Annotated in this window: 30 protein-coding genes; 9 read left to right on the top strand and 21 right to left on the bottom strand. The window is 63.8% G+C overall.

Going from position 1 to position 26,041, the window contains the following annotated elements:
- Positions 1-347: 347 nt before the first annotated feature.
- From gfa to xoxF5, 4 genes are all read right to left on the bottom strand, one after another.
- Positions 348-911 carry an S-(hydroxymethyl)glutathione synthase gene (gfa, locus tag C7G42_RS32870; RefSeq protein WP_106952988.1) on the bottom strand — a complete coding sequence of 188 codons (564 nt, stop codon included), beginning with the start codon at positions 909-911 and terminating at the stop codon, positions 348-350.
- A gap of 32 nt (positions 912-943) precedes the next feature.
- On the bottom strand, positions 944-2,053 hold the full coding sequence (locus C7G42_RS32865) for an S-(hydroxymethyl)glutathione dehydrogenase/class III alcohol dehydrogenase (protein ID WP_106952987.1): 1,110 nt from the start codon (positions 2,051-2,053) through the stop codon (positions 944-946).
- A 57-nt stretch (positions 2,054-2,110) separates the two neighbouring features.
- Positions 2,111-2,632 (bottom strand): c-type cytochrome, methanol metabolism-related, encoded by a 522-nt coding sequence (locus C7G42_RS32860; protein ID WP_502694246.1) that lies wholly within the window; start codon positions 2,630-2,632, stop codon positions 2,111-2,113.
- An 80-nt stretch (positions 2,633-2,712) separates the two neighbouring features.
- A complete protein-coding gene (xoxF5, locus tag C7G42_RS32855) occupies positions 2,713-4,518 on the bottom strand; it encodes a lanthanide-dependent methanol dehydrogenase XoxF5 (RefSeq protein WP_106952985.1) in 1,806 nt (601 codons plus the stop codon).
- Between the two features lie 512 nt (positions 4,519-5,030).
- On the opposite strand from xoxF5, the gene C7G42_RS32850 reads away from it, so the two are divergent.
- Positions 5,031-5,999, top strand: a complete 969-nt coding sequence (locus C7G42_RS32850; protein WP_106952984.1) for a helix-turn-helix domain-containing protein — start codon at positions 5,031-5,033, stop codon at positions 5,997-5,999.
- Positions 6,000-6,053: 54 nt separating this feature from the next.
- Here the strand turns inward: C7G42_RS32850 and C7G42_RS32845 are convergent, their stop codons facing one another.
- From C7G42_RS32845 to C7G42_RS32825, 5 genes are all read right to left on the bottom strand, one after another.
- Positions 6,054-6,479 (bottom strand): hypothetical protein, encoded by a 426-nt coding sequence (locus C7G42_RS32845; RefSeq protein ID WP_106952983.1) that lies wholly within the window; start codon positions 6,477-6,479, stop codon positions 6,054-6,056.
- A gap of 124 nt (positions 6,480-6,603) precedes the next feature.
- A complete protein-coding gene (locus tag C7G42_RS32840; protein ID WP_106952982.1) occupies positions 6,604-7,593 on the bottom strand; it encodes a Bug family tripartite tricarboxylate transporter substrate binding protein in 990 nt (329 codons plus the stop codon).
- 261 nt (positions 7,594-7,854) lie between these two features.
- Positions 7,855-8,784 carry a type 2 periplasmic-binding domain-containing protein gene (locus tag C7G42_RS32835; protein WP_106952981.1) on the bottom strand — a complete coding sequence of 310 codons (930 nt, stop codon included), beginning with the start codon at positions 8,782-8,784 and terminating at the stop codon, positions 7,855-7,857.
- The gene (locus C7G42_RS32830; RefSeq protein ID WP_106953026.1) at positions 8,781-9,137 is read right to left on the bottom strand and encodes a c-type cytochrome; all 357 of its coding nucleotides are present in this window, start codon (positions 9,135-9,137) and stop codon (positions 8,781-8,783) included. The genes C7G42_RS32835 and C7G42_RS32830 overlap by 4 nt, the downstream gene beginning before the upstream one ends.
- 11 nt (positions 9,138-9,148) lie before the next feature.
- Positions 9,149-10,813, bottom strand: a complete 1,665-nt coding sequence (locus tag C7G42_RS32825) for a methanol/ethanol family PQQ-dependent dehydrogenase (RefSeq protein ID WP_106952980.1) — start codon at positions 10,811-10,813, stop codon at positions 9,149-9,151.
- A 326-nt stretch (positions 10,814-11,139) separates the two neighbouring features.
- Here C7G42_RS32825 and lanM point away from each other — a divergent pair, with 326 nt between their 5' ends.
- From lanM to C7G42_RS32805, 4 genes are all read left to right on the top strand, one after another.
- Positions 11,140-11,532 carry a lanmodulin LanM gene (lanM, locus tag C7G42_RS32820; protein WP_199581264.1) on the top strand — a complete coding sequence of 131 codons (393 nt, stop codon included), beginning with the start codon at positions 11,140-11,142 and terminating at the stop codon, positions 11,530-11,532.
- 214 nt (positions 11,533-11,746) lie between these two features.
- Positions 11,747-11,827 carry a pyrroloquinoline quinone precursor peptide PqqA gene (gene pqqA / locus C7G42_RS32815; RefSeq protein ID WP_012029362.1) on the top strand — a complete coding sequence of 27 codons (81 nt, stop codon included), beginning with the start codon at positions 11,747-11,749 and terminating at the stop codon, positions 11,825-11,827.
- Between the two features lie 233 nt (positions 11,828-12,060).
- Positions 12,061-12,930, top strand: a complete 870-nt coding sequence (locus C7G42_RS32810; protein WP_245428104.1) for a DUF6662 family protein — start codon at positions 12,061-12,063, stop codon at positions 12,928-12,930.
- Between the two features lie 96 nt (positions 12,931-13,026).
- Complete coding sequence (locus C7G42_RS32805; RefSeq protein ID WP_094891247.1) at positions 13,027-13,236, top strand: hypothetical protein; 210 nt, start codon at positions 13,027-13,029, stop codon at positions 13,234-13,236.
- A gap of 148 nt (positions 13,237-13,384) precedes the next feature.
- Here C7G42_RS32805 and C7G42_RS32800 read toward each other — a convergent pair whose 3' ends face one another.
- The 4 genes from C7G42_RS32800 to C7G42_RS32785 are packed head-to-tail and all read right to left on the bottom strand — an operon-like array spanning position 13,385 to position 16,220.
- Entirely contained in the window at positions 13,385-13,738 is a 354-nt protein-coding gene (locus tag C7G42_RS32800; RefSeq protein WP_106952978.1) for a hypothetical protein, read from the bottom strand.
- A 44-nt stretch (positions 13,739-13,782) separates the two neighbouring features.
- Complete coding sequence (locus tag C7G42_RS32795) at positions 13,783-14,493, bottom strand: ABC transporter ATP-binding protein (protein WP_106952977.1); 711 nt, start codon at positions 14,491-14,493, stop codon at positions 13,783-13,785.
- Positions 14,483-15,220: an ABC transporter permease gene (locus C7G42_RS32790; protein ID WP_106952976.1), complete on the bottom strand. Its 738-nt coding sequence runs from the start codon at positions 15,218-15,220 to the stop codon at positions 14,483-14,485. The genes C7G42_RS32795 and C7G42_RS32790 overlap by 11 nt, the downstream gene beginning before the upstream one ends.
- Position 15,221: 1 nt before the next feature.
- Complete coding sequence (locus C7G42_RS32785; RefSeq protein ID WP_199581267.1) at positions 15,222-16,220, bottom strand: ABC transporter substrate-binding protein; 999 nt, start codon at positions 16,218-16,220, stop codon at positions 15,222-15,224.
- 87 nt (positions 16,221-16,307) lie between these two features.
- Here C7G42_RS32785 and C7G42_RS32780 point away from each other — a divergent pair, with 87 nt between their 5' ends.
- Entirely contained in the window at positions 16,308-16,667 is a 360-nt protein-coding gene (locus tag C7G42_RS32780) for a hypothetical protein (RefSeq protein WP_199581263.1), read from the top strand.
- A 192-nt stretch (positions 16,668-16,859) separates the two neighbouring features.
- Here C7G42_RS32780 and C7G42_RS32775 read toward each other — a convergent pair whose 3' ends face one another.
- Together C7G42_RS32775 and C7G42_RS32770 are read right to left on the bottom strand one after the other, a co-directional pair.
- Positions 16,860-17,678, bottom strand: coding sequence for a quinoprotein dehydrogenase-associated SoxYZ-like carrier (locus tag C7G42_RS32775; protein ID WP_199581262.1), 819 nt, complete (start codon positions 17,676-17,678; stop codon positions 16,860-16,862).
- An 83-nt stretch (positions 17,679-17,761) separates the two neighbouring features.
- Complete coding sequence (locus tag C7G42_RS32770) at positions 17,762-18,688, bottom strand: quinoprotein relay system zinc metallohydrolase 2 (RefSeq protein WP_106952973.1); 927 nt, start codon at positions 18,686-18,688, stop codon at positions 17,762-17,764.
- A 128-nt stretch (positions 18,689-18,816) separates the two neighbouring features.
- Here C7G42_RS32770 and C7G42_RS32765 point away from each other — a divergent pair, with 128 nt between their 5' ends.
- A complete protein-coding gene (locus tag C7G42_RS32765; protein ID WP_106952972.1) occupies positions 18,817-19,698 on the top strand; it encodes a substrate-binding domain-containing protein in 882 nt (293 codons plus the stop codon).
- A complete protein-coding gene (locus C7G42_RS32760; protein WP_106952971.1) occupies positions 19,695-20,252 on the top strand; it encodes a PQQ-dependent catabolism-associated CXXCW motif protein in 558 nt (185 codons plus the stop codon). Before C7G42_RS32765 ends, C7G42_RS32760 begins: the two co-directional genes overlap by 4 nt.
- A gap of 139 nt (positions 20,253-20,391) precedes the next feature.
- Here the strand turns inward: C7G42_RS32760 and C7G42_RS32755 are convergent, their stop codons facing one another.
- The 6 genes from C7G42_RS32755 to C7G42_RS32730 form a co-directional block, all read right to left on the bottom strand.
- A complete protein-coding gene (locus tag C7G42_RS32755) occupies positions 20,392-20,691 on the bottom strand; it encodes a copper-binding protein (protein WP_106952970.1) in 300 nt (99 codons plus the stop codon).
- 132 nt (positions 20,692-20,823) lie between these two features.
- The gene (locus C7G42_RS32750) at positions 20,824-21,432 is read right to left on the bottom strand and encodes a BAR domain-containing protein (protein ID WP_106952969.1); all 609 of its coding nucleotides are present in this window, start codon (positions 21,430-21,432) and stop codon (positions 20,824-20,826) included.
- Complete coding sequence (locus C7G42_RS32745) at positions 21,429-22,277, bottom strand: lanthanide ABC transporter permease protein PedC (protein WP_106952968.1); 849 nt, start codon at positions 22,275-22,277, stop codon at positions 21,429-21,431. The genes C7G42_RS32750 and C7G42_RS32745 overlap by 4 nt, the downstream gene beginning before the upstream one ends.
- Positions 22,274-23,080: a lanthanide ABC transporter ATP-binding protein PedB/LutE gene (locus tag C7G42_RS32740; protein WP_106952967.1), complete on the bottom strand. Its 807-nt coding sequence runs from the start codon at positions 23,078-23,080 to the stop codon at positions 22,274-22,276. Before C7G42_RS32740 ends, C7G42_RS32745 begins: the two co-directional genes overlap by 4 nt.
- Positions 23,077-24,045 (bottom strand): YVTN family beta-propeller repeat protein, encoded by a 969-nt coding sequence (locus C7G42_RS32735; protein WP_199581261.1) that lies wholly within the window; start codon positions 24,043-24,045, stop codon positions 23,077-23,079. The genes C7G42_RS32740 and C7G42_RS32735 overlap by 4 nt, the downstream gene beginning before the upstream one ends.
- A gap of 8 nt (positions 24,046-24,053) precedes the next feature.
- Complete coding sequence (locus C7G42_RS32730) at positions 24,054-25,235, bottom strand: lanthanide ABC transporter ABC transporter substrate-binding protein PedA1 (protein ID WP_106952966.1); 1,182 nt, start codon at positions 25,233-25,235, stop codon at positions 24,054-24,056.
- A 60-nt stretch (positions 25,236-25,295) separates the two neighbouring features.
- Between C7G42_RS32730 and C7G42_RS32725 the strand changes: the two genes are divergently transcribed.
- Complete coding sequence (locus tag C7G42_RS32725) at positions 25,296-25,862, top strand: DUF3280 domain-containing protein (protein WP_106952965.1); 567 nt, start codon at positions 25,296-25,298, stop codon at positions 25,860-25,862.
- Positions 25,863-26,041 lie beyond the last annotated feature (179 nt).

The raw sequence follows: 26,041 nt of genomic DNA, 5'->3' as shown, positions 1-26,041 counted from the left end.
CCGCGCGTTCGCAAACAGGGGTTGCGATGAAAAAAAGCTTCGTCCGCCAGAAAGACTGCGCGGACGAAGCAAGGTGCCTCAGTCGAGGGAGGGAGAAACGCAGGGACCGGGAACTTCAAGACGAAGTTGGGGTGCTGCGCAGTCATTCAGAGACCAGGACTGAGGAGCCAATGACCGAGGGAGCCAATCGCCCTCGCATACGCGTAATTTGCAGAGGCGGCGGCCTCGCCGCGATCGTTCCGGGGCAAGGCCCGTCCGGCTCGCTGGGCTGATCGAGGCCAGCGAGCCGATGGGGATTGGCGAACGTCCGACCGCCTTGCGCAGGCGGCTGTGTCAGGCGGCCTTGCTCAGGCGGCTTTGGCTTTGGCGACGTGGGTCGCGATCGCGTCCATCAGAGCCGGTGACAGGCAATCATAGGGCTCGAGCCCGATTTCCTTCAGCCGCGAACGGATGCCGGCCATCTGCTCCGGCTTCACGCCCGCTTCGATCACCGAGGAGACGAAGGCGGCGAATTGCGGCGCCTGCGAACCCTGCTCCTGGAACAGCTCGGGATGGATGAAGTCGAGGCCGTAGAACGGATGGTTCTTGTTCTCGATGCGGCCGTACATGTGGGTGCCGCAGGCCTTGCAGGCGTGGCGCTGGATCACCGCGGAGGGATCGACGATCTGGAGCTTGTCGCCGTTCTCGAGCACGGTGACGTTCTGGCGCGGCACCACGGCGACGACGGAGAACGTCGCGCCCTGCGGCTTCCAGCACTTGGTGCAGCCGCAGGCGTGGTTGTGGGCGACGTCGCCCTTGACGCCGACCTTGACCTGGTGGTCCTTGCATTTGCAGGCCAGCGTGCCGCCGGCAAAGCTGCCGCTGCCTTGTTTGAGGCCGTTGTCGATCGAGGGATGGAGTGCAACAGTCATGGGTCGATCCTCCTTGGGGTGACTCTTTCGAGTTAGTACACGACGACTGAACGGATGGATTTGCCCTCGTGCATCAGGTCAAAGCCCTTGTTGATCTCCTCGAGCTTGAGCACGTGGGTGATCATCGGATCGATCTGGATCTTTCCGTTCATGTACCAGTCGACGATCTTCGGCACGTCGGTACGGCCGCGCGCGCCGCCGAAGGCGGTGCCGCGCCAGTTGCGCCCGGTGACGAGCTGGAACGGGCGGGTGGCGATCTCCTTGCCGGATTCGGCAACGCCGATGATGATCGAGGTGCCCCAGCCGCGATGGCAGGCCTCCAGCGCCTGGCGCATCACCGTGGTGTTGCCGGTGCAATCGAAAGTGTAGTCCGCGCCGCCGTCGGTGAGGCCGACGAGGTGCTGGACGATGTCGCCGGTGATCTTCTTGGGGTTGACGAACTCGGTCATGCCGAACCGGCGGCCCCAATCCTCCTTGGAGTCGTTGATGTCGACACCGATGATCTTGTCGGCGCCGGCCATCTTGGCGCCCTGGATCACGTTGAGGCCGATGCCGCCGAGGCCGAACACGACCACGTTGGAGCCCGGCTCGACCTTGGCGGTGTTGACGACGGCGCCGACGCCGGTGGTGACGCCGCAGCCGATGTAGCAGCTCTTGTCGAAGGGGGCGTCCTCGCGGATCTTGGCGACCGCGATCTCCGGCAGCACGGTGAAGTTCGAGAAGGTCGAGCAGCCCATGTAGTGGTAGACCGGCTTGCCCTTGTAGGAAAAGCGGCTGGTGCCGTCGGGCATCACGCCCTTGCCTTGCGTCGCACGGATCGCGGTGCAGAGATTGGTCTTCTGGCTGAGGCAGCTTTTGCACTGCCGGCATTCCGGCGTGTAGAGCGGGATGACGTGGTCGCCCGGCTTCACCGAGGTCACGCCGGGGCCGATCTCGCGGATGATGCCGGCGCCCTCATGGCCCAGGACCGACGGGAAGATTCCCTCGCTGTCGAAGCCGTCGAGCGTATAGGCGTCGGTATGGCAGATGCCCGTCGCCTTGATCTCGACCAGGACTTCGCCGGCCTTGGGGCCTTCCAGATCGAGTTCGACGATTTCGAGCGGCTTCTTGGCTTCGAAAGCGACGGCGGCACGTGTCTTCATTGGTAGCTCCTCAAATTCTCACAGGATGCCCAGTAGTCTCGGCAGTCCTCGTAACGTTCACTTGTGGCCCATGCAGGCGTCTTCTGCCTTGGTGTAGACCTCGTTCTTCTCGTCCTTCTTGGCGGGACGCTGCCGGCCCCACGCTTCGGTGGAGCGGGCGCGCAGATAGACGTAGAGATCGTCCATGTAGCAGGCGACGTTCGGGTTGTCGCCGAAGGCCGGCATGACGTTCTCCTGCGCGGTCGAGACGTTCTTGCGACCGGAGGCGACAACGCCGAGGAAGTCGCCATAGCTCATCGTCTTCACGGAATCCTTGAGCGCCGGCGCGTAGGTCGAGCCCATGCCGTCGGGGCCGTGGCAGACGTGGCAGTCGGAGTGATAGCGGCGGTATCCGGAATAGGTGAACCAATCCACGGTGCCGTCGGCCGAGATCTTGTAGGTCGGAGTTCCTTCCTTATCGAGCCACTTTCCGTCGTCTTCCTTCTTCACGGCGGTCGGGTCGCCCGGACCGTCCGCGACCGCAATTCCTCCGGACGCAACCAAGATCGTCGCAGCAATGACAGAGCAGATTTTACGCAAGAGATTTTCCTCGGAAGGCGTTCAGTGGAGACGAGCCGGCGCGTGGAGTTGATCCACGCGCCGGAGCGATGCTGATGAGCCTAGTTCGGCAGCGCGAACACGGTCAGCGTACCGCCGAGCGCCGTGTAGTTGCTGAGGGCCGCGTAGCCACCGACTGCGCCGAGACCTGCGGTCGGATCGGTCAGGCCTGCCGCCAGACCGATGCCGGCCCAGCCGCCGACGCCGGAGAGCACCGCGACATACTGCTTGCCGCCGTTCTCATAGGTGGTGACGTTGCCGATGATGCCGGAGGGAGTCTTGAACTTGTAGAGCTCCTTGCCGGTCTTGGCGTCGACCGCCTTCAGATAGCCTTCAAGCGTGCCGTAGAACACCACGTTGCCGGCGGTTGCGAGCGCACCCGACCAGACCGAGAACTGCTCCTTGTTCGACCAGACGATCTTGCCGGTCTTGCCGTCCCAGGCGATGAAGTTGCCCATGTGGCTTTCGCCCTGCGGCGGATACATCGAGAGCGTCGCACCCACATAGGGCTGGCCCGCGGTGTAGCTCACCTTGAACGGCTCGTAGTCCATGCAGACGTGGTTGGTCGGAACGTAGAACAGCTGCGTGTCCGGCGAGTAGGCTGCCGGCTGCTCGTCCTTGGTGCCGAGCGCGGCCGGGCAGATGCCCTTCACGTTGACGTCCTCGCCCGCCTTGTCGGTCGAAGCTGCGTCGAGCACCTTCGGACGGCCGTAGGTCGGCGAGTTCTTGTCCATGTCGACGCCGGAGGTCCAGTTCACCTTCGGATCGTACTTTTCGGCGACCAGCAGTTCGCCGTTGGTGCGGTCCATGGTGTAGGCGAGGCCGTTACGGTCGAAGTGCGTCAGCAGCTTGCGCGGCTGGCCGTTGATCGACTGGTCCGAGAGGATCATCTCGTTGACGCCGTCATAGTCCCACTCGTCGTGGGGCGTCATCTGATAGACCCACTTGGCCATGCCGGTATCGGGGTTACGTGCCCAGATCGTCATCGACCATTTGTTGTCGCCGGGACGCTGCTTCGGATTCCAGGTCGAGGGATTGCCCGATCCGTAGTAGACGAGGTTCAGTTCGGGATCGTAGGAGATCCAGCCCCACGTGGCACCGCCACCGATCTTCCACTGATCGCCTTGCCAGGTCTTGAGGCTGGAGTCCTTGCCGATCGGCTTGCCGAGCGCGGTGGTCTTCTCGGCATCGACCAGGAGCTGGTTGTCCGGCCCTTCCGAATAGCCGCGCCATGCCAGCTTGCCGGTCTTGATGTCGTAGGCGGACATATGGGCCTGGACGCCGAACTCGCCGCCGGAGATGCCGATCAGCACCTTGTCTTTGACGACTAGCGGCGCCGACGTGCCGGTCTCGCCTTTGCCCGGATCGCCATTCTTCGCACTCCATGCGACCTGACCAGTCTTGGCATCGAGCGCGACCAGGGTGGTGTCAGCCTGATGCAGGAAGATCTTGCCGTCACCGAAGGCCAAGCCGCGGTTAACCGTATCGCAGCACATCACCGGGATGACGTTCGGATCCTGCTTCGGCTCGTACTTCCAGACGATCTTGTTCTCCTGCGAAAGGTCAATGGCGTAGACCTTGTTCGGGAACGGCGTGTGGACGTACATCATGTTGCCGATGATCAGCGGGCCGCCCTCGTGGCCACGCAGCACGCCGGTCGAGAAGGTCCAGGCGACCTGGAGCTTGCCCACGTTTTGTGCGTTGATCTGGTTGAGCTTGGAATAACGGGTATTGGCATAGTCGCCAGCCGGCATCACCCAGTCTTTCGGGTTCTGCGACATCTTGTGGACCTCGTCATTGGCTGAGGCGCCCCCGACGGCGAGAGCCGCCGCGGAGCCAAGAAAGGTCGCCAGTAGCACCTTGCGCATAGTCATTCCTCCGTTGGTATCGTTTATTGTTTCCGAAGCAAAAATGATTCACCGGGCTTCTCGTCCGGCGTCTGCTCGTGCAGGGCGGTCACGATTGGGACCAGAAACGATGCTGGGCTGTTTCCTCCTCCTGATGAGAGCCACGGGTCCACGTGCAGGAGCGGCCCGTTCTTATTGTTCCTCTCTCAATCCCTAACGACTCCGTCATCGGGAAACTTGCCCAAGAGAGAAGCCGGTTTGCTTGACAGCGCACGGATGCGAACATTTTGATTTTGCAGTAGCGAATTCAGCGGCTTCTGCGCGACTGCGCGACCGCACTCAACGCTCAGGTTCCCCTTGACGGCGCTGCAACTAAGGCGGAGGATTAACTTTCAAGGGTGGCAAGGGAACGGTGGCGCTCGTTCCAAAAGATCGCCCAAATTTGAGGTAAACGTCACGCAATCAAAGGTCAGGGCTCCGCAGCACTGGTCGCAATTCGCGTCGAATCCCGGGTAACACCAGTGGCTGGATTAATGTCCGACACCATTCACACGCTCTCGACGACCGGCATGACGCCGAAGCGCCAGATCCAGAGCTGGGTCGACGGGCTGACGAGCCTGTGCGGGCATTTCGACGTCGATCCGCTGGAGGCATCCTCGCTCGAGGGCCGCATCGACTACACCAGCGTCTCGCGCCTGAAGCTCTGCCAGATCGAAGTGAGTCAGCATCGCATCGCCCACACGCTGGCGCGCGCCAAGGCGAACGAGCATCCGTACATCAAGATTCACTTCCAGACCTACGGCGTGTCCTATTTCGAACAGGAAGGCCGCCACATCGAAATCAACCCGGGCGACATCATCGCCTATGACGTCTCCTGCCCGCATTCGATCATCAGCCCGGCCTTCACGCGTCACGACGTGGTGATCGTGCCCAAGGCGCTGCTGCGCGACCGTGGATTCCCGTCGCAGCGGATGCCCGCCTGCAAGCTCTCGTCGAAGACGGGGACGGGGCGGATCGCCCACGATTTCGTTCATGCGACCTTCGACGAGGCGGCGAAGCTGTCGGCAAACAGCGCGGTCGGCGTCGCCGATTCGCTGATCGACCTGCTGCTGCTGCCGCTGCGCGAAGCCGACACGATGTTCGACCGTGTCGGGCCCGAAGCGATGTATGTGCGCGCGCAGTTCTTCATCCGCGAGCACCTGCGCGATCCGGATCTGTGCATCGACCAGATCTCGACAGAGCTCGGCTGCTCCAAGCGCTATCTGCACATGCTGTTCTCGGAGCGCGGTACCACGGTGAGCGACTACATCTGGCAGGCCCGCCTGCAGAACTGCCGCCAGGAGCTCGAGGCCCACGCCGGCAAGACAATCACCGACGTCGCGTTCTCCTGGGGCTTCTCCAGCTCATCGCATTTCAGCCGCGTGTTCCGGAAATATTTCGGCGTGGTGCCGTCTTCGATCCACAAGGCGCAGCAGGCCACAGCGAGTTCGGGCGAGCATTAGGCGCTTTCGAGCGCTGGCGTTGGGAAGCGATGGTCGCGTCGCCGCGGCAAATTTTCACGCGGACGTGGCAATGTAGGGAATGCCGGCGAGGAGCGCTGCGAGCAGCACCGCATTGGCCAGCATTCCGCTCCAATGCAGTCGCCGCAGCCGGCGCGGGGCATCGGCATCGCCGGCGTCCCTCGCGCTGAGCTGGTCATCGACCCTTTGCATGAACCAGGGGCGTCCCCAGATCGCCAGCACTGCGATCAGGCCAACGCCCAGCGCGGCAAGCAGGCGGCCGTCCAGGAGGAGTGCCGCGGTCCCGATCAGGGCGGCGACGCGCATCACGAGAAAATGGGCGTTGAACATTCCGCGCAGCAACTGGGCGACGGGCTGAATATCGAGCTTCACCAGCAGGAAGGCCGGCGAGGCGAGCGTGAAATAACCCATCGGAAAGAGCAGGATGATCATAACAGCGACAGCGACTGCATCCGGTGTCATGCGATCGGCCCTTCTGGTCCGCAGCGGCACGCAATCATAGCGGGAGAATGCGCTTCCGACACTAGGCTTTGGTCGGACTCCGGGGCGAGACGGCGCAACCGGCGCGCCGGCTCCGGCTCGAAGCCTAGGCCGGCTCGAGGCCGAGTGACTTCGCGCTCTCGATCCAGATCGGCAGTTCGCGCTGGTACAGCGCATTGGTCTCCTTGAAGCCGATGGCGGGTTCGAGCACGAAGGTCGCGAGCACTTCCTTCACCTTCGGATCGTTGTTGGCGGCCACGCACAACTCCGCCAGTCGGTCGACGACCGCCTGCGGCGTCGCCTTCGGCACCGCCCAGCCGGAGAAGCCGCTCACGGTGAAGAATTTCGAGGTCGGGCCTTGCTCCGGGAGGGTCTTGATAGCGGGGATCGCGTCGACCTTCTTCGAATGCACCGCGAACACGGTGCCACGGTCGCTTTGCAGGACCGACTGCGCCGCCGTGTAGCTGCCCATTGCAGCATCCAGCGTGCCTTCGAGCATCCCCGTCCACATCGGGGCCTCGCCGCGGTAATGGATCGGCTCGATCGACAGGCCATACTGCTTGTTGAGCTCGTTGATCGTCATGTGCGGGGCCGATCCCGCGCTGTAGGTGCCGAAGTTCACCTTGCCGCTCTTGCGTGCGAACGCGACGAAATCCTCCAGCGTCTTGACCCCGGTCCTGGGATTGGCGACCAGCAGGAGGCCGGCGCCCGGAATGACGCTGACCAGCGTCAAATCCTTGTCCATGTCGTAGCCGGGATTCTTCATCACCACCCGGTTCATGATGTAGGTGGTCGAGATCGAGCACAGCATGGTGTGGCCGTCGGGCTCGGCGCGGGCCACCTCGGCGGTGCCGATTGCGCCGGAGGCGCCGGGCTTGTTCTCGACGACGACGGTCTTGCCGACCTGCTTGGAGATGAATTCAGCGTACGCGCGCGCGAGCAGGTCGGTTTGCCCGCCGGCGGGATAGCTGCAAATCATGCGAATCTGCCGCGCGGGCCACGTGCCTTGCGCCGATGCGCTGCGCACGACGAAGGGCATCGCAAGTGCGGTGCTACCGGCCGCGACGAAGCGGCGGCGATCGATTGTCTTGGACATGATTCTCTCCCGGTTCCCTGAAGGGTACCGCACCGGGCTGGCCCTGCCATCGGCATCAAGCGAGACAGATTGGCGCATTCCGTCTGATCACATGTAGCACATGCTGGGCGAAGTTCGTGCCCCGGACCTAGCGCAACGCTCCTCAGCGGTGCGATTCAGAGCCGGGGTCCATGATGCAGCCACCCGGCCTTCCAGGTCCCGGCTCTGCGCCGCAACGCTAAGAGGCGCTGCAGCGCGTCCGGGACACCCGAGCCTTTCCAATCACCGCTGGATGATCTTCGTCCAGACATCGCCGAGGATCGCAGGCTCGCGCGGCGGCAGATAGGTGAGCCCGGCCTGCTTGCCGAATTCGGCGATCTTGCCCTCGGCGGCGAGCCCCGTCAGCGCCTTGTTGACGGCGTCGATCAGCGCGCCATCGCTGGCCAGTCCGACATAGCCGCGATTGGCGCCGATCGGATAGTAATAGCCGGACGCCGTGATCGCCGTGTCCGGGTGCGCGGCGCGATGGGCGTCGAAGCGGGCAAGATCGATCAGTGTCGCGTCATGCTCGCCGCGCTGGAGCGTGCCCAGCAGATCGTCGCGGCCGGGGACGAGATGGGTGATGCTGTCGATCAGCCGCCCCTTGTCGAAGCTCATCAGGATGGCGTCGCCGAGCGAGCCGCTATCGATGACGAGACGAAGCCCTGCGAGATCGCCGATGTCGCCGATCTTGCGGCCGCTTGCCTTCGGTCCGAGCACGACCGTCATCGGCGAATAGACGTAAGGCTGGCTCGGCGCGAGCACGCCAAGTGCAACGCGGCGCCGCCGATCGTCGCGTGTGGCCCCGGCGAAGTCAGGCAAGCGCGCCGTCTTCATCCCGGGGACGACGAGCGAGTCCTGCGTCAGCGCGTAGCCGCCGACCAGCGAGCAGCGGCCATCCGAGAGCAGCGCATTGGCCTCGAGCTGGGGGCTCGAATCCTCGTCCAGCTTGCTCTCGAACCACTGGATCGCGAGCTTCCGTCCGAGCCGCTCCGCGATCGCCTGCGCCAGCAGCACGTCGAAGCCTGCATCCGGCTTGCCGCGGTGGTGCATCGAGAGCGGCGGCCGGTCCTCGTCAAGGCAGACCTTCAGAGGATCGTCGGCAGCAAGAGCGACCGACGCCATCGTCGAAAGCAACGCCGCAAGGCTCCATGCGGCACAACGACCCCTCATGGCTTCCTCCGGCTGGAGATGAAGGCCCAGAGAGAGCCGATCTCCTCGTCGTTGAGGATATCGCCCCAGGGCGGCATCCTGTTGTTCTTGCCGTTCTTCACCGTGGTGACGAAGCGGGTCTTGTCGTCGGGGAAGGCACGCAGGTCCGGCGTGATGGTGCCGGAGTTCATCAGATTGGGGCCATGGCAGTGCGAGCATTTCGAAGCATAGGTCGACTTGCCGTGGTCGATCTGTGCCTGCATGGGATTGCCGGTTGCGTCGTCCGCGGCGCGAACGGTCGCCGCAAGCGCGACCGTCAGCCCCGCGACGGCGGCGAGGATCGCCGCCGTCTTGTGAGAGAGCCTTCTCAGCATCATGCCGTGGATTACTGCTTGACCGCAAAGACCCACAGCGAGCCGCCGGGCGGCACTTTGGCAAGCCGCTCGTCGCCCGAGAACAGCGAGTAGACGCCGCCATAGCCTGATGTCACCGCGACATATTGCACGCCGTCCTGCTGCCAGGTCACCGGTTGGCCCTCGATGCCGGACCCGGTCTGGAACTGCCAGAGCTTCTTGCCGGTATCCGCGTCGAAAGCCTCAAACTCGCCGGTCAGTGCGCCCGAGAACACGACGCCGCCCGCGGTCGACAGCACGCCCGAGAAGCGTGGAATGTCGCTCGGTGCTTCCCATTTCGACTTGCCGGTCATGGGATCGATCGCCTTGAGGTGACCGCGCGGCCCGTCCCCGAACTCCCAGGGGTCGGTCAGGTCCATGCCGAGATACCATTCACCCTGCTTGAAGGTGACGGGCTCGGCCTTGTACTTGCCGCCGAAGTTGAGCGTGTTGGCGTAGGCGAGGCCGGTCTGCGGGTTGAACGACATCGGCTCCCAGTTCTTGCCGCCGAGGATCGACGGATAGACCGTGACCTTCTTGCCCTCGCGCGCATCCTTGGCGACGTCGGTCTCGATCGGCTTGCCGGTCTTCATGTCGATGCCGGTTGCCCAATTGACCTTCACGTAAGGATTGGCCGCGAGCAGCTTCCCGTTGGTGCGGTCGAGCACGTAGAAGAAGCCGTTGCGGTTGGCATTCATCAGCGCCTTGGTCGGCTTGCCCTCGACGTTCACATCCGCAAGCACCATCTCGGCGACGGCGTCGTAGTCGAACGGATTGTTCGGCGAGAACTGGTAATGCCACTTGATCTTGCCGGTCTTGGGATCCATAGCCAGCACGGAGCAGGTGTAGAGATTGTCGCCGGGACGCACCGCCGAATTGAACGGGCCGGGATTTCCGATGCCCCAATACACGGTGTTCAGCTCGGGATCGTAGGAGCCCGTGATCCAGGTCGAGCCGCCGCCGAGTTTCCAGGTGTCGCCCTTCCAGGTGTCGCCGCCGGGCTCGTCCGGCGAGGGGATCGAATGGGTGCGCCACAGATGCTTGCCCGTCGCCGGGTCCCAGCCGTCGATGAAGCCGCGCGTGCCGAATTCGGCGCCGGAGATACCGGTAATGACGACACCGTCGGCGACCAGCGGGGCCACCGTCATCGAATAGCCTTCCTTGATGTCGGCAGCCTTCTGACGCCACAGCTCCTTGCCGTTCTTGGCGTCAATCGCAATCACGTTGGCATCGAGCGTCGTACGGAACAATTTGCCTTCGTGGATTGCGACACCGCGATTGATGATGCCGCAGCAGACGATTCGGGGCGTCTCGGCCGGATATTCGACCTTGCTCTTCCAGATCTGCTTGCCGGTTTTGGCGTCGACCGCCATGGTCGCATTGTGCGAGGTCACATAGATCACGCCCTGATAGACTATGGGCTGCGATTCCTCGCTGCGATCGTCGTTGAAGGAGTAGTTCCAGACCGGGACGAGGTTCTTGACGCTGTCCTTGTTGATCTGGTTGAGCGTCGAGAAGCGCTGCAGATTGTAGCCCATCCCGTAATTGAGAACGTTCGATGTATCAGTGCCGCCCTTGACCAGTTGCTCGGTGGTCTGTGCGCTTGCACAAGTCGATGCAAGCATGACGAGGCTCGCGGCCATCGCAAAGCGTTTCATCCGTTTCTCCCAATATGCGCGCCTTTTGACGCTGCGGGAGCAACACTCCGTCGGAAAACAAAACGCGTCAATACGAAAGTCGTAAGTGTCGTGTCGATATCGTTGAAGGTGCCGGTCACCTTACGGAAACCTGACGAAAGCGCACGCTCACTTGCGTGGAGACGCTGCAAAAATTCCGCGACGCGAAGTTGCTCCGGTCGGCGGTCGTGCCAGCGTTCCCGGGGGTGTCGCGCGCGTAAGTTGCAATCCGGGCTTGAACCGGGGCTCGCTTGCGGATTTATGTTGTGTATCGCGCCCAAACCGGGCTCTTCATCTGGGAGGTCTTGATGATTTCGTGTCGCTCAGTTGCGCTTGCGCTCACCATTGCATTGCTGTCCGGTCCGGCATGGTCGGCTTCCGGCAACGCGGTCAAGTTGTTCGACACCGACAATGACGGCACGCTCGATCTTGCCGAGGTGAAGAAAGCGGCCGCCGCAACCTTCGCAAAGCTCGATCCCGATCATGACGGCACGCTCGATGCGCGCGAATTGCGCGGGCGGTTGTCGGCGAAGGAGCTCACGGCCGCCGATCCAGATCGCGACGGGACGCTGACGCTCGACGAATATCTGTCCGTGGTCGAGCAGCGCTTCAACGCAGCCAATCCCGACAAGGACGGAACGCTGGATGCGAAGGAGCTGAACTCGCGCGCCGGCCGGAACCTGGTGCGATTGTTGCGGTGATTCCGCTGGATCGACGCGCGGTGCGCCGCACAAGCCGGCGTCTCGCGGATCACGTTTGACCAAGAGAGAACTGGCTTTGTCCGAGAGAGAAATCCAGCCGCGAAGAATCGACACAGACATGCGTGGTCGTCGAATCGAGGCTTGAACTGCACCTGACGCAGCCCTAGGTTTTGCGCCGCGCGATGTCGCGCTCAATACCTTGGGGAGACCCCGAATGGCTTGGAAAGCTCCGAAGATCGTGGAAGTGCCGGTCGGCATGGAAATCAACATGTACGCCTGCGCTGCGCGCAAGTAAGACTGACGACCTGCCGCGGCCTCGACGGTGAACGCCGTCGAAGCCGTGGCAGTGTCGGATCTCGAGCTTGGCATCGTTGTGCTCTGTGCTTCGCCATCGACGCGATGACACGCCCGCGCTGGCTTCAATCATCTTCCATCAAAATCTCGACCATGCTCTTGCGCAGTGTGATACGCTGATGCCCGGTCAGCGCTGCTGCCGCGTCAATGCGGCGTGCGCCATCGGGGCAGGGGATGCGCGGCAGGACTGGCAGATGTCTGATGGTGATGGCCTGCGCGGTCGCGCTGGCACCGACGTATGGGCACGCCGAGGAGGGCTTCGATACCGAGCACATTTTCGGCTTCATGATCGGCAGCGATGTCGGCAATCCCGGCGAACGCGAATTCCAGAGCCAGACCACGGGGCGCTTCGGCAAGGGCGGCGGGACCTATCGCGCGCTTGAGAAGGAGGTCGAGATCGAGGTCGTGCCGCTGCCGAACTTCCGCATCGAGCTCGGCGCCGCCGCCAGCTTGCACGATATCACCGGCGTCCCCGACATCGACGACCGTCGCCAGCTCAATTTTCAGGGCGCCTCGCTCGACATGCGTTATCGCCTGCTCGGCCGCGAGCACGCCCCGTTCGGCCTCACCATCGCCGCCGAACTCCACGGCGACCGTATCGACGAGACCAGCGGCGCGAAAGGGCGGATGTACGGCACGGAATTCACCCTCGCTATCGACCGCGAGCTCATTCCAAACTTTGCCATCGGCGCCCTCAACCTGATCTATCAGCCGGAGTGGGCGCGCTTCGAAGTGACGGGGCAGTCCGATAAGAGTTCGACGATCGGTGCGGCCCTTGCCGGCCTGGTGCGGGTGCGGCCGAACGTGTTGCTCGGCGGCGAGCTGCGCTACTTCCGGCAATATGAGGGCATCGGGCTCGGGGAGTTCTCGGGTCAGGCCCTGTTTGTCGGCCCGACGGCCTATTTCCAGCTCTCCGAGCGCTCGCGGCTGACCTTGAGCTGGAGCATGCAGGCCTGGGGGCGCCCGGCCGGATCGGGCGGCAATCTCGACCTCGTCAATTTCGAGCGCCACCAGGCCCGGATGGTGTTTGGGGTAAACTTCTAGAGTTGGCTCTGTTCCTCACGCCGGATTGAAACTTCCGGCCCCATGCGACGTATTTTCTTGTGCTAACCTCTGTTGTTCCCGTGAGAGGATCCCGGCATGAACCCGATTGACCTGGTGGTGACCGTGTGTGCGGTGCTCTCGCCTGCGACCTGCGAAGAGCAACACCTGATCTTCAATTATGCGGGGTCGCCCCGCCAATGCGTGATGGCCGCGCCCCCCTATATCGCGCAATGGGTCGGCGACCATCCAAAGTGGCAGGCGGTGCGGTGGCGCTGCGAATATCCGCACCCGAACGACAAGGCGTAAGCTGCCCGCGCAACTCCAAGCCCTTATGGTGAGGAGCGCGGAGCGCGCGTCTTGAACCATGGAGGCCCGGCTTTCGCCCTGTGGCCATCCTTCGAGACGCCCGCTTCGCGGGCTCCTCAGGATGAGGGCAGGGCACTTGAAGCTCGCGCTATTTGCTGCAGTCCTTCAGATCCTTGTCGGCGATCGAGAACACCGCATCTGCCCTGATCTCGATGTCGCGAACGACGCACTGCCGCGCATTGGGATAGCTGACCTTGGCATCGTAGCGGCCCGGCTCGACGCCGGCGATGCGCAGCCGCTCGTCGTGGTCGACCTCCTTGTCCTTGTCGTTCAAGCACTGGTTCGGGCCCCACTCGGTCTTGCCGGCGGGCGAGAGCTGGAATCCGGAGATCGTCTCGCTCGTCAGGTTCCAGAGCCTGATGCCCTTGCCCTTGGTCTGCGCCAGCGCCACGCCCGGCACCGCAACCAAGAGGATGCCGATCGCAATCAGCGTACGCCGCATTGGTGAACCTCCCTCGACAGATTGGTCCAGTTGACCACGAGTTTTCATTTCGATTCAAGCTGCAAGGCCGCGAGCTCTGCCCTGATCCCAGTGAGTGCGGCTTCGCTACGCATCGCGCGGGGGATGGCGATCGGGACTTCCTGCACGATATGCGCGGGACGCGGCGACAGGAAGAACAGACGGTCGCCGAGCCGAACCGCGTCATCGAGACTGTGGGTGACGAGCAGCGTCATCACCGGACGGCTCGCCACCAGCGCCGCGATCTCGTCGCGCAAACGGCCGGCGAGCGCGTCGTCGAGCGAGGCGAGGGGCTCGTCGAGCACCAGCAGATCGGGCTCGACTGCGAAAGCGCGAGCGAGCGAGACGCGCCGGGCGAGGCCGAGCGACAACTCGCCGGGAAAGTGGCTGCGATGGGCCTCCAGCTCCAGAATTCTGAACAGCTCGGACAGCTTGGCATCGGTCACGTCGGGCGCAGCCAACCGCACATTCTGTTCGACCGAACGCCACGGCAACAGCCGCGGCTCCTGGAACACCATGCCGATCCGCGCTTGCGGCGGACGCGCGACGTGGCCCCTGAAATCTGCGTCGAGCCCGAGGATGATGCGCAGCATCGTGCTCTTGCCGCAGCCGGACGGGCCGATCAGCACGCCGACCTCGCCGGATTGAAGCGCGAATTTGAGCGGCGCGAGCACCTCGTGGGTCCTGCCCGCGGCACTCCTGAACGTCTTGCCCGTGATCTCGACCTCAAGCCGCACGGGGCCGCCACCGTGTTGCGCGGGCTTCGAACGGCTGCACCAGCAAGGTTTCGATGACGAACACGACCGCGGCGAATGTCAGCGAATAGGCCAGCAGCCGCGGCGTGTCGAACAGCTGGAAGGCGACGCCGATCTCGAAGCCGACGCCGTTCGGCCGTCCCAGCAGCTCGGCGACCAGGACGATCTTCCACACCAGCGACAGTCCGGAGCGGGCGGAGGCTGCGATATAGGGCGCAAGCTGCGGCAGCACCACATGGCGGAACGCGCGCCAGCGCGGCATCGCGAACACGCTCGCCATCTCGTCCAGCGAGCGGTCGAGCGCGCGGGTACCCTCGCGCAGAGTGACGACCGCGGTCGGCAGCTTGTTGATGGCGATCGCGGCGATCGCGGCGGCCTCGGTGAGACCAGCCCAGATATAGGCCAGCACGATCACGACCAGCGCCGGCAGATTGAGCAGCAGGATCAGCCAGGGATCGCCGAGCTTGTCCGCGAGCCTGACCCGTCCCATCAAATAGCCGATGGCGCTGCCGAGCGACATCGCCAGCACGAAGGCGAGGATCACGCGCGCCAGCGTGGCGCCGAGATGCAGGAACAGCGCGCCGGATGAGGCCTCCGCGATCATTACCTCGAGCACGGCCGGCGGGGAGGGCAGCTTAGCGCCCCCGACGAACAGCGCGGCAATCCACCAGATCAGAAGAAACAGGGCGAACGACAGAAGACGCAGCACCTCAATCTCCGGGGGCTGCGTGATAGAAGGTGCCCGGATCGAGCTCGGTCGCCGGGCCGACGAGGTCCCGGCCGCCGGTCTGGGCCAGCACGCGGTAGAGCACGCGCGCGTCCTGTTCCTCGTCAGCGACGCTCCGGCGTGGAATGCCGTCGCGATAGCGCTCGCGATAGGTCTTGAGCAGGGTGGCATCGGCCGTCCCGGTGAGCGGCGCGATCTTGTCCCAGGCCGCATCGGAGGTCACCAGTAGCTCTTTGGCCTTGCGGGTCATCGCGATGAAGCGCGCCACCGCGTCCTTGTGGCTCGCCGCCCAGCTTTCGTCGAAGACATAGCCGACGGCAGAGACCGCACCTTTGGCGCCGAGCTTCGGCAGAATGTCCTCGATGCCGGCGAGGCGGCGAAACCCCTTGGCCTCGAGCTGGGCGCAGAAATTCCAGAAATTGAGGCTCGCATCCATCTCGCCGTCGAGCGTCTTGGCCGCGATCAGGGGCGGGGCGCCATAGACGATGGTCGCCTCCGACTTCAGGTCGATGCCGTCCTGCTTCATGCTCGCCTGGAGCAGCAGCCAGCTCTTGTCGATCGCCCCGCCGGCGACCGCGAGCTTGCGGCCCTTGAGGTCGGCGAGCGTCTTGATCGGCGAGGATGCGGGTACCATCACCGCGCCGAGCGCACTGGAATAGGGATAGAAGGTGAGCTTGGCGCCGAGCGCACGCTCGCGCGACACCCACAGCCAGTCGGACAGGATGATGTCGGCACTGCCGGCGCGCAGCGCGATCTTGCCGGCCTCGGTGCTTGCGAGCTCGGTGACATCAAGCGAAAGGTCCGCCTGCTTGTCGAGGCCGCTGGCGCGGATCGCAGCCAGCTCCCAGGAAAATGTCCCGGTCTTCTGCACCGCAAGGCGGATCGTATCCCCGGCGCGGCCGGGTGCGACCAGTGTCAGCACCAGCATCGTGGCGAGCGCCAATGTCCGACCAAGTGCCCTTATCACGCCAAGTGCTCTCATCACCTTGTGAGCCGTTTCCTCTGTCAGAGTGCTTTTCAGGACAATACGCATAGCATAGCTTTGCTCGCAACCCGCGGGAGGATGCGCATGAAACTGGCCGGACAGCTACGACTGATTGTCGCCGCACTGACGGTGTGGACTGCGACCGCGTGCGTGGCGCGGGCCGAGGAGGCCAATGATTATCCGACCTCGGCGCGCGCGGAGTACGTCTATGGCTGCATGAAGGCGAATGGCGAGAGCCGGCAGTCGATCGAGCAATGTTCCTGCTCGATCGACGTGGTGGCCTCGATCGTCTCTTATGAGCGCTATGTGACCGCGGAGACCGCGCTCAGCATGTCCCAGGTTCGTGGCAATCTCGGCGTCCAGTTCCGCACCTCGGAGCAGGCGAACACGGCAGTGAATGATCTGCGCCGCGCGCAAGCGGAAGCCGAGGTGAGGTGTTTTTAGTTATAGCCGCGGACACGGTGCGATCCTTCTCCCCTTGCGGGAGAAGGTGGCGCGAAGCGCCGGATGAGGGGTATTCACCGCGCACTCATCTGAGGAGAGAGACCCCTCACCCGTCTCGTCGTTAGGCGGCGAGCCACCCTCTCCCACAAGGGGCCCACAAGGGGAGAGGGGAATGAGCGCCAGCGGTGCCAGCTACGTCCCCGGCTTCTCCACATCCCACTCATTGCGGAACACATGCCCATCCGTGTCCTTGGCTTCCGCGCGGAAACGCTTGGCGCCGTTGGAGACGTAGGTGAAGCGCAGATTGGGATCTTCCGAGATCGAGATGCCGCCTTCCATCGACAGCACGGGGCTGTCGTCCTGCGTCAACGTCAACTGGTTGACGAAGAAGGCGGGAATGTAGAGCTGGGTGACCTGATCCATCTGCAGCCCGGAATTGTTGGGATGACCGATCATGATCTGGGCCTCGCGGATGCGGCTCGCCGGCGCTTCCTCGCGCGCGAATTGCCGGTAGCGCATCTTGCCGAGCCGGCTTTGCGCCTCCTCGACGTTCTTTCCTGCAGGGGCCGAGCAGCCGCCCGAAGCCTTCACATAAACTTTCGAGACATAGAGATGGCCGTCGCTGAGCTCGGCAACCGCGTGCACATCGGTGTAATTGTTGACACGCACGCGCGTCGAGATCTCCGTGACATTGGCATCGGCGCCGAGCTCGAACTTCGCCGCCATTGGCGCCGGGTTACGGTCGATCACGAGCGTGATCGAACGGATACGGCGGCCATCTGCGGGCGACAGCTTGCTGCGCAGAGTGACCGGCACGATCGCCGCGTCCTCTGCGCGATACGGCATCTCGATGCCGATCACGGCGCTGCCGTCGTTCATGGCACGGTTGTTGAAGATGTCCTGCACAAGACCCGGCCAGGGATCGTCGGCCTCTTCAGCCTGCGCCGGCACGGCGAAGGCGATGCCGAGCAGTGCGGCGATCAAGGGCAGGCGGCGTGTCCATCTGGTCATGGTCATCATCCTCCGAGTCAGCGAAGCTGATCTCGTCCCGGAGTCAGCGAAGCTGATCTCTCGCGACTATCGTAGCGCGCCTGCTACTCCCATTCAATTTCCGAAAATGCTGCAGTTGCGTTCCGGGCGTTGTAATCGCCGAACAGTTCCCAGCGCGGTCGCTCCTCCGCGGCCGCCTTCTCGGCGGCGGCCCGGATCGGCTCGCCGTTCTTGTTCAGCGCGCGCACGTCGGACAGCAGCGTTGACAGGTAACGTCGCTCATCGGCCAGCGCGGCAGGCCAGTCGCTCACAGGTCCGTGACCGGGAATGACGCGTTGCGCCGGGATGGTCTCCAATTCCTTCAAGGTGTCGAGCCAGCCGCGGATGCTGCCATCCATGACCGGAATGTGGCGGAGAAAGACGAGGTCGCCTGCGAACAGGGTTTTCGTCGCCTCGTCGTACACGGTCACATCGCAGTCGCTGTGCCCGGCCCGCCATGCGCGCAAGACGAGACGGCGCGATCCGAGATCGAGCGTCATCGTGTCCGAGACCTGGAGGGTCGGGGCAATGATCTTCACGGGATCGATCAGCTCGCCGCCCATGATGCGACGAAAATTGTCGAGATAGTAAGGCCCGCGCGTCGCCAGCGCCTGCGGCAGCTTGCTGTGGCCAACGAAGCTGGTGCCGCCGGCGGCGAAGGCGGCATTGCCGAAAACGTGGTCGGGGTGGCCGTGGGTGTTGATCACATAGCGGATCGGCTTGTTGGTGCGGGCGCGCACAGCGGCGAGCAGGGCCTCGCCTTCACGGAGGCTGCCGCCGGTGTCGATGACGGCCACGGCATCATCGCCCACGATGAAGCCGACATTGGCAATGTCGCCCTCGTTCTCGCGGGTCATCAGGGCAATGGCTCCGGAGTGTACGAAGATTCCGGTCGCGACTTCGCTCACAGGCAATTCGGCCGCCTCGGCCCGTGCTAGCGTTACCGTCCCCAGCAGGGACAAGGCTGCGATCACTCGAGCGATGCGAGACACTTTTCCGCCTCAGTTCAAAGGATTGACTGCATTGCACTGCAACAAAGCAAAAGCCAGCGGAGTCTGGCGAAACTTGGCGCATCATGCGTTGCATGGATAGCATTCAAACAAAACGAGGAGGAAGCGGGATGACGGAGGCCGGACCACATCGTCGCTGGTTGTTTTCACTGTGGGTCCTGGTTGCGTGCTGTGCATTCGGCGATCGCGCCATCGCGCAGACCAATGACAGCGGCGACCTCTCCTTCGAGCTGGTCGACCCGAACGTGCTCCGCGTCTGCGCCGATCCGCGCAATCTGCCGTTCTCGAACGAAAAGGGCGAGGGGCTGGAGAACAAGCTGGCCGAGCTGTTTGCCGACAAGCTCAAGAAGAAACTCGACTACGTCTTCTTCCCGCAGGCCACCGGCTTTGTGCGGATGACGCTGGGCGCGCACCGCTGCGACGTCATCATGGGCTTTCCGCAAGGCGATGACGTCGTGCAGGGCACCAATCCCTATTACCGCACGAGCTATGCGCTGGTCGCCAAGGCCGGCAGCGGGCTCGAGGACGTCGACACGCTCGAGGACGCGAAGTTGAAGGGCAAGCATGTCGGCATCGTCGCCGGCACGCCGCCGGCGACGAACATGGCCGTCGCCGGCCTGATGGGCGACGCGAAGCCTTATCCGCTGATGGTCGACACGCGCTACGACAATTCGGCGCAAGCGATGATCGACGATCTCGCCTCCGGCAAGATCGACGCCGGGGTGCTGTGGGGACCGATGGCCGGCTACTACGCGAAGAAGGTCGGCTCGCTTCACGTCACGCCGCTGGTGAAGGAAACCACGGGGCCGAAGCTGGTCTATCGCATCGGCATGGGCGTGCGTCCCGCCGACCAGAACTGGAAGCGACAGCTCAACAAGCTGATCCAGGAGAACCAGGGCGAGATCAACAAGATCCTGGTCGACTTCGGCGTTCCGCTGCTCGACGAGAACAACAAGCCGCTCGGCGCGGAGACGGCCAAGACATCGCCATGAGGCGGTGTCTTGCCGCCGCGCTCGTCGTTGCCGCGTTCGCGGTGCCGGCATTCGCGCAGCAGCAGGAGCCGTTCGAGCCCGAGGGGTTCCGCGCCGACAATTATCGCGCACCGGTGCCGGCGACGCTGGCGGGCGCGCGCGTGCTCAATACGGTGGAGGCCGAAGCGATCTGGCGCGCCAGGAGCGGCGCGTTCGTCGACGTGCTGCCGCGGCCGCCGAAGCCGAAGAATCTTCCCGCAGGCACGGTGTGGCGTGATGCGCCGCGCAAGAACATTCCTGGCAGCATCTGGCTGCCGGATACCGGCTACGGCGCCTTGCCGCCGGCGATGGACGATTATCTCCAGCGCGGCCTGGCCCAGGCCTCGCGTGGCGACAAGTCCGCGCTGCTGGTGATCTATTGCCTCGCAGATTGCTGGATGTCCTGGAACGCCGCCAAGCGCGCGCTGACGTATGGCTACTCCAACATCGCCTGGTACCCCGACGGCACCGACGGCTGGGAGCGGGCGAAGCTTCCGACCGACGAGGCGCAGCCTGAGCCGCGTCCCGAGCAGTAGGTGTATCGATTAGACGCGAGCAATTATCCTCCTCGTCATTGCGAGGAGCGCAGCGACGACGCAATCCAGACTCCCTCAAGCGGAAAGGTTCTGGATTGCTTCGCTGCGCTCGCTATTACGACGCAGATGGAGCTTTGCGTTACTGCTTCTGCAACTTCGTCAGCGTGCCGGTGCCGTTATTGTCGGTCGCCGAATACGTCACCCGGTCACCGGCATGGACGGCGTCGAGCATCGCGGCGTCCTTGGTCTTGTACTCCTGGAGTGCGCCGGCGCCGCCTGCGCTGCCGCCGACCGTTCCCTTCTGCGTTTCCTGGATCGAGATCGTGCTGTTAAGGCGATCAATCCGCGTGACCATTCCGGTCATGTCGTCGGCAAAAGCGCTGGATGCGAGCATGCTGATGGCTGCAGCGCCTGCGAGGATAAGTTTTGCTGTTCCCATCGGGGCCTCCCGGCATTCAAGATCAACATGGATAAGACATCTGGGCGCGAATTGGTTCCCTCAGACGGCGCGTCAAAGGTTGCCGATCATGGTGATCTCGTGGAACTCTCGAGAAGCCGGCAGCAAGCCTGGTTATTCCATTTCCTGCTGAATCACGCGCCCGAGCGCGAACAGGCGCTGGTCGATCGTGGTGGGAACCTCGCAGACGAACCGCACGACCTTGTTGCGGTCCTCGAAAATGCGGGTCTTCCAGATCAGCTCGTTACCGAGCGCCTCGACCTTGGCCTCGTCGCGCGGCGTGGCGCCCTGCAGCGCCTGGAGCTGAATCGTCTCCTCGCGAATCTTGTCGGCGGCCTCGCGTTGCTTGCGGCTGACGCGCTCGAGCCCGTTCATCACCTGGGAGCGCTGTGCGTTGAGCGTGTCGAACAGGCCGGCGAACAGCAGTTTTGCGTTGTTGGTCTTGTCGGTGGACGAGGCGGCCAAAAAGTCTTTCACCGACTTCTCGGCCTCGTCGATCGACGTCTTGCGCGCCGACAGTTTCGCGACCAGCGCGGTGATCTTCGCATCGTTCTTCCACCTGGTCTCGGCGTCGTCGAGCGCAGGACCGGCCCAGACGGCGGCGAGCGAAATCTCCGGCACCTTGGCTTGCGTGCAGGGCCAGTTGGGGTGGCGCGGATCGGCCGCGCGGGCGGCCGTGCCCGACAGCGCGAGCGCCACAACAGCCATGGCCAGAAACTTCATCCTTCGCCTCCTGCGGGCCCCCGTCGCGCCAGCCCACGCGAGGGATCATAGGCCCAAATCGCGCCGATCATGAAGACGATTGTGCATGCCCCGACCACCGCCAGCGAGATCCAGTTGATTTGGCCATAGAGCGCAAAACGTATCAGCTCGACCGCATGGGTGAAGGGATTGGCCTCGCAGAGATAGTACAGATAAGGGCTGCCCTCCTGCACCCGCCACAGCGGGTAGAGCGCCGAAGAAGCAAAGAACATCGGGAAGATGACGAAGTTCATGACCCCGGCGAAGTTTTCCAGCTGCTTGATGCCGGAGGAGATCAGCATGCCGAGCGAGCCCAGCATCAGCCCGGACAGGATCAGTGCCGGCAGCACGGTGAGATAGCCCTGGGATGGCGGGGTGATGTCCCAGAACCAGGCGATCAGCAGGAACGCGTAGACCTGGAGCAGGGAGACGGCGGTGCCCGCCAGCAGCTTGCAGAACAGCAGGAAGCCGCGCGGCAGCGGGCTCACCAGCAGCGTGCGCATGTTGCCCATCTCGCGGTCGTAGACCATCGACAGCGAGGATTGCATGCCGTTGAACAGCTGGATCATCGCCATCAGCCCGGGCGCGATATAGACCTCGTAGAGGATGTAGGTCTCGTAGGGCGGGATGATGGAGATGCCGAGCACCTGGCGGAAGCCGGCGGCGAAGATGAACAGCCACACCAGCGGTCGCACCAGTGCCGAGACGAAGCGTTCGCGCTGATGCAGGAAGCGCAGGCCTTCGCGCCAGACGATGCCGGTGAGGCAGGTCATATATTCGGCGAACGAGAAGCCGCGCGGTGTATCGCGGGTGGTGATGCTGCTCACGCGCCGCCTCCCGGCATGGTCTGCGCGCCCGTCAGCCGCATGAAGGCGGTGTTGACGTCCTGCGCGCCAGCTTCAGTAACGACACGGCTCATCGGCCCCTTCGCCAGCACCTTGCCCTGGTGCAGCACGACGAGGTCGTCACTGGGCATGATCTCGTCGAACAGATGCGTGGCCCAGAGCACACCGATGCCTTGTTCGGTCACGAGTTGGCGCACCTGGCTGATGATGTCGGCGCGCGCCTTGACGTCGAGGCCGACGGTCGGCTCGTCGAGTAGCAGCAGCCGCGGCCGGTGCAACAGCGCCCGCGCGATCTCCAGCCGCCGCATCTGCCCACCCGAGAGATCGCGCACCTTGCTGCCGGCGCGGTCGGCGAGCCCGATGCGGCCGAGCAGCTCAGCACTACGCGTTGCAGCCTCGCTTCGGCTGATGCCGTGCAGCGCGGCGTGGTAGAGCAGGTTCTGCGTCAGCGACAGGTCGAGATCGAGCGTGCGCGGCTGGAACACGACGCCGAGCAGCCGCAGCGCCTCGCCGGGGCTCTTGCCGATGTCGTGGCCGAAAATGCCGACCCGGCCGGACTGGATGCCGAACAGGCGCGTGATCAGCGAAAACAGCGTGCTCTTGCCGGCGCCGTTGAGGCCGAGCAGGGCGGTGAAGCTCGCCGGCTGCACGTTGAAGGAGACGTCGATCAACGCCCGCCGCGGCCCATAGGCATGGCTGACGCCGTCGATCGACAGCGCCGGCACCGTCGCCGTATCTGGCTTCGGCGCCTCCTGTGGTTCGGGGATCGGAGCAGGGTTGGTCATGGCGCGATTGCGATACCCCAGGGCAGTTCGCCCACCTGAATGGTCTTGATCACCTTTTGCGCGGCGACGTCGATGACGGAGACGTCGTTCGACACGCCATTGGTGGTGAGCAAATATTTCTCGTCCGGCGTGAACGCCATGTGCCAGACCCGCTGACCCACCAGCAGATATTTCGTCACCTTGCGCGCGGCCACGTCGACCACGGCGATGCGATTGGCCGGGCCGAGCGCGACGAACGCGGTCTTGTCGTCCTTGGTCATGCCGATGCCGACCGGCTGGATCGCTTCTTTCCGCAGGCCCGGAATCTCGAACGTGACCTTGCCGATCACTTCGTGCTTTTTCGGGTCGATGATCGAGACGGTGCCGCCGATCTCGGACGAGACCCAAAGTTCGGAAGCATCGTGCTTGAACTCGGCAAAGCGCGGCCGCGCATCCACCAGCACGTTGGCGACGATCTGGCGCGACGACGTGTCGATGAAATGCGCCATGTTGGTCGTTTCGGACGTGTTGATCAGCGTCTTGCCGTCCGGGCTGATGGTCATGCCCTCGGGCTCGACGCCGACCTGGATATCGCCGAGCCGGGCACGCTTCTCGAGGTCGATCACGGTCACCGTATTGTCGTTCTCGTTGGCGACATAGAGGATCTTGCCGGCGGCATCCTGGGCGAACAGTTCCGGGTCGGGTCCGGAGGGAAGGCTGTCCACCACGGCTTGCGTCTTGGAGTCGATCATCTGGATGGTGTCGTCGTCGCCGACCGCGACCATCACGAACTTGCCGTCGCGCGTGAAATCGATGCCGCGCGGGCGCTGGCCGACCTTGATGGTCTTGGTCACCGTCCAGCTGTCGGTGTCGATCACCGTCACCGTATTGCTCTTCTCGTTTGAGACATAGGCGATGAAGGCATGCGCGGGCGCCGCCGCCAGCGCCAGTCCGGACAACAACCCGACACGCCACATGCGCGACATCTGTGTTCTCACTTCAGCTTGCATTTGCTCTCCGGACGATCATAGCCGAGCGTGTCGAGCTCGGAGACCTGGTGCAGAAATCCTTCCTGCGGCGACACCGACACGACCATGCGACCGTCGACCAGCAGGATCGGCTGGCGCAGCTGCAGGTTCCAGTCACGCAGGGTCAGCCGTGTGCCCTTGAAGGCGGCGACCGAGAAGTCCGGACCCTTGATGAAATCAGTCACTTTCTTGACGTCGCCGGAATTGGTGCGCGAGGTGGCCTCTCCAATCATGCGGGCCGCGGTCCAGGCCTGCATGTCGACCGCCGACATGCGCCGTGAATTCAGCTTCATGAAGCGGTTCTGCATCTGGATCGCGCCCCACTGGTCCTGCGATGCGTCCCAGCTGCGCGGCACGAGACCTGCCGAGCCCGCGACGGGCCGGGGATCCCAGGTGCGATAGGGCAGGTAGGCGCCGAACACCTCGCTTTCGTCGGCGGCGACCAGCACGTCATAGGCGGGCGCCTGCTGCGTGAAGACCGGCATCTGGCGCTGGATCAGCGTCACGCCGCTGTCGGTGCGTCGTGCGCCGCCCTTGTCCTCGAAAGTGCGCTCCTGCACGATCTTGGCGCCGAACCGTGTGGCGGTGCGCCGGAGCGCATCCGCGAACAGCTTGTCCTCGTCATGCGAGCCGACCACGAGCAGCCAGCGCGACCACTTCTTCCAGACGAGATATTGACCGAGCGCGTCCGCCAGCATCGCCCGCGTCGGCGCGGTGTGGATCACATTGGCGCGGCAATCAGCCTCGCGCAACCGCTCGTCGATCGCGCCGGTGTTGAACAGCAGCGTGCCGCGCTCGCGCAGGGCGTCCGAGACTTTCAGCAGCGCATCGGCGGGCAGGTCGGCAATGATGAAGCCATTCTTCTCCGCGAGCGCGATCGCGGCCCGGACGACGTCCTCGCCTTCCCTGATGCGGCGCTCTTCCAGCACGAACCGCTGGCCCAAAAATTTCCCGGTGGTGTTGTTGTCCTCGATCGCGAGCCGCGCGCCGGCGATGCCGTCATTCTCCGCGGGCTGCTCGACCAGCGACAGCGTCGATCGGGTCGCGGCGACGCCGAGATAGCCGACGCCGATCAGGGCAGGCTCCGCCGCGAGCGCACTCGTCACAGCAAGAGCAAAGCCGATCAGACCGGCCAACCATCGGATCATGTTTCCTCCGAGCGATCCCCCCGGCTTGACCGCAGGTGGAGAATTGTCTCTGCTTCAAGCATGACCAATTTGTCAGGGCATGCAACCCCACATTTCGTCCCCGCGCCCGGCGGCATCACGATCATGCGAGCATTGATGGTGATCGCCGCTTTGCTGTTGACGCCGTCGCTCGCGCGCGCCGATCCACCCAAGCTCGCCGTGTTCGATTTCGAGCTGATCGATACCAGCTTGCCGGGCGAGTTTTACGGCTCCAAGCCCGAAGAGGCGCGGCTCGTACTCGTCAGCGAGCAACTGCGCAAGGAACTGACGGAGTCCGGCCGGTTCCAGGTGCTCGACATCGCGCCGGTCAGGGATGCCGCCCGTCACGCGAACTTGCAGGCCTGCGGCGGCTGCGACCTCAAGCTTGCCGGCGAATTGGGCGCTGACCTCGAGATCACCGGCATGGTGCAAAAGGTCTCGAACCTGATCATCAATCTCAACGTCTATTTGCGTGACGTGAAGACCGGCCAAATGATCATGGCGGCGAGCGCCGACATGCGCGGCAACACGGATGAAGCCTGGACCCGCACGATGAGCTACCTCATCCGCAACCGGCTATTGGCGCCGAATTACGGCAGGCGGGAGTAGGGGCGGGAATGCTTCACCGCGACGGCGGTGCACCCTCGCCCCCTGCGGGAGAGGGTGGATTCGCGAAGCGAAGCCGGGTGAGGGGTTCTCTCCGCGAGTCCAACTCTCACAGAATTTGCGGATAAATACCCCTCATCCGGCGCTTCGCGCCACCTTCTCCCACAGGGGGAGAAGGAAGA

It is taken from the genome of Bradyrhizobium sp. MOS003 (genome assembly GCF_003020125.1).
Lineage (GTDB): Bacteria > Pseudomonadota > Alphaproteobacteria > Rhizobiales > Xanthobacteraceae > Bradyrhizobium.
Note: the sequence above shows the minus strand (reverse complement) of the source record. Positions and strands in the feature narration are given on the sequence as shown.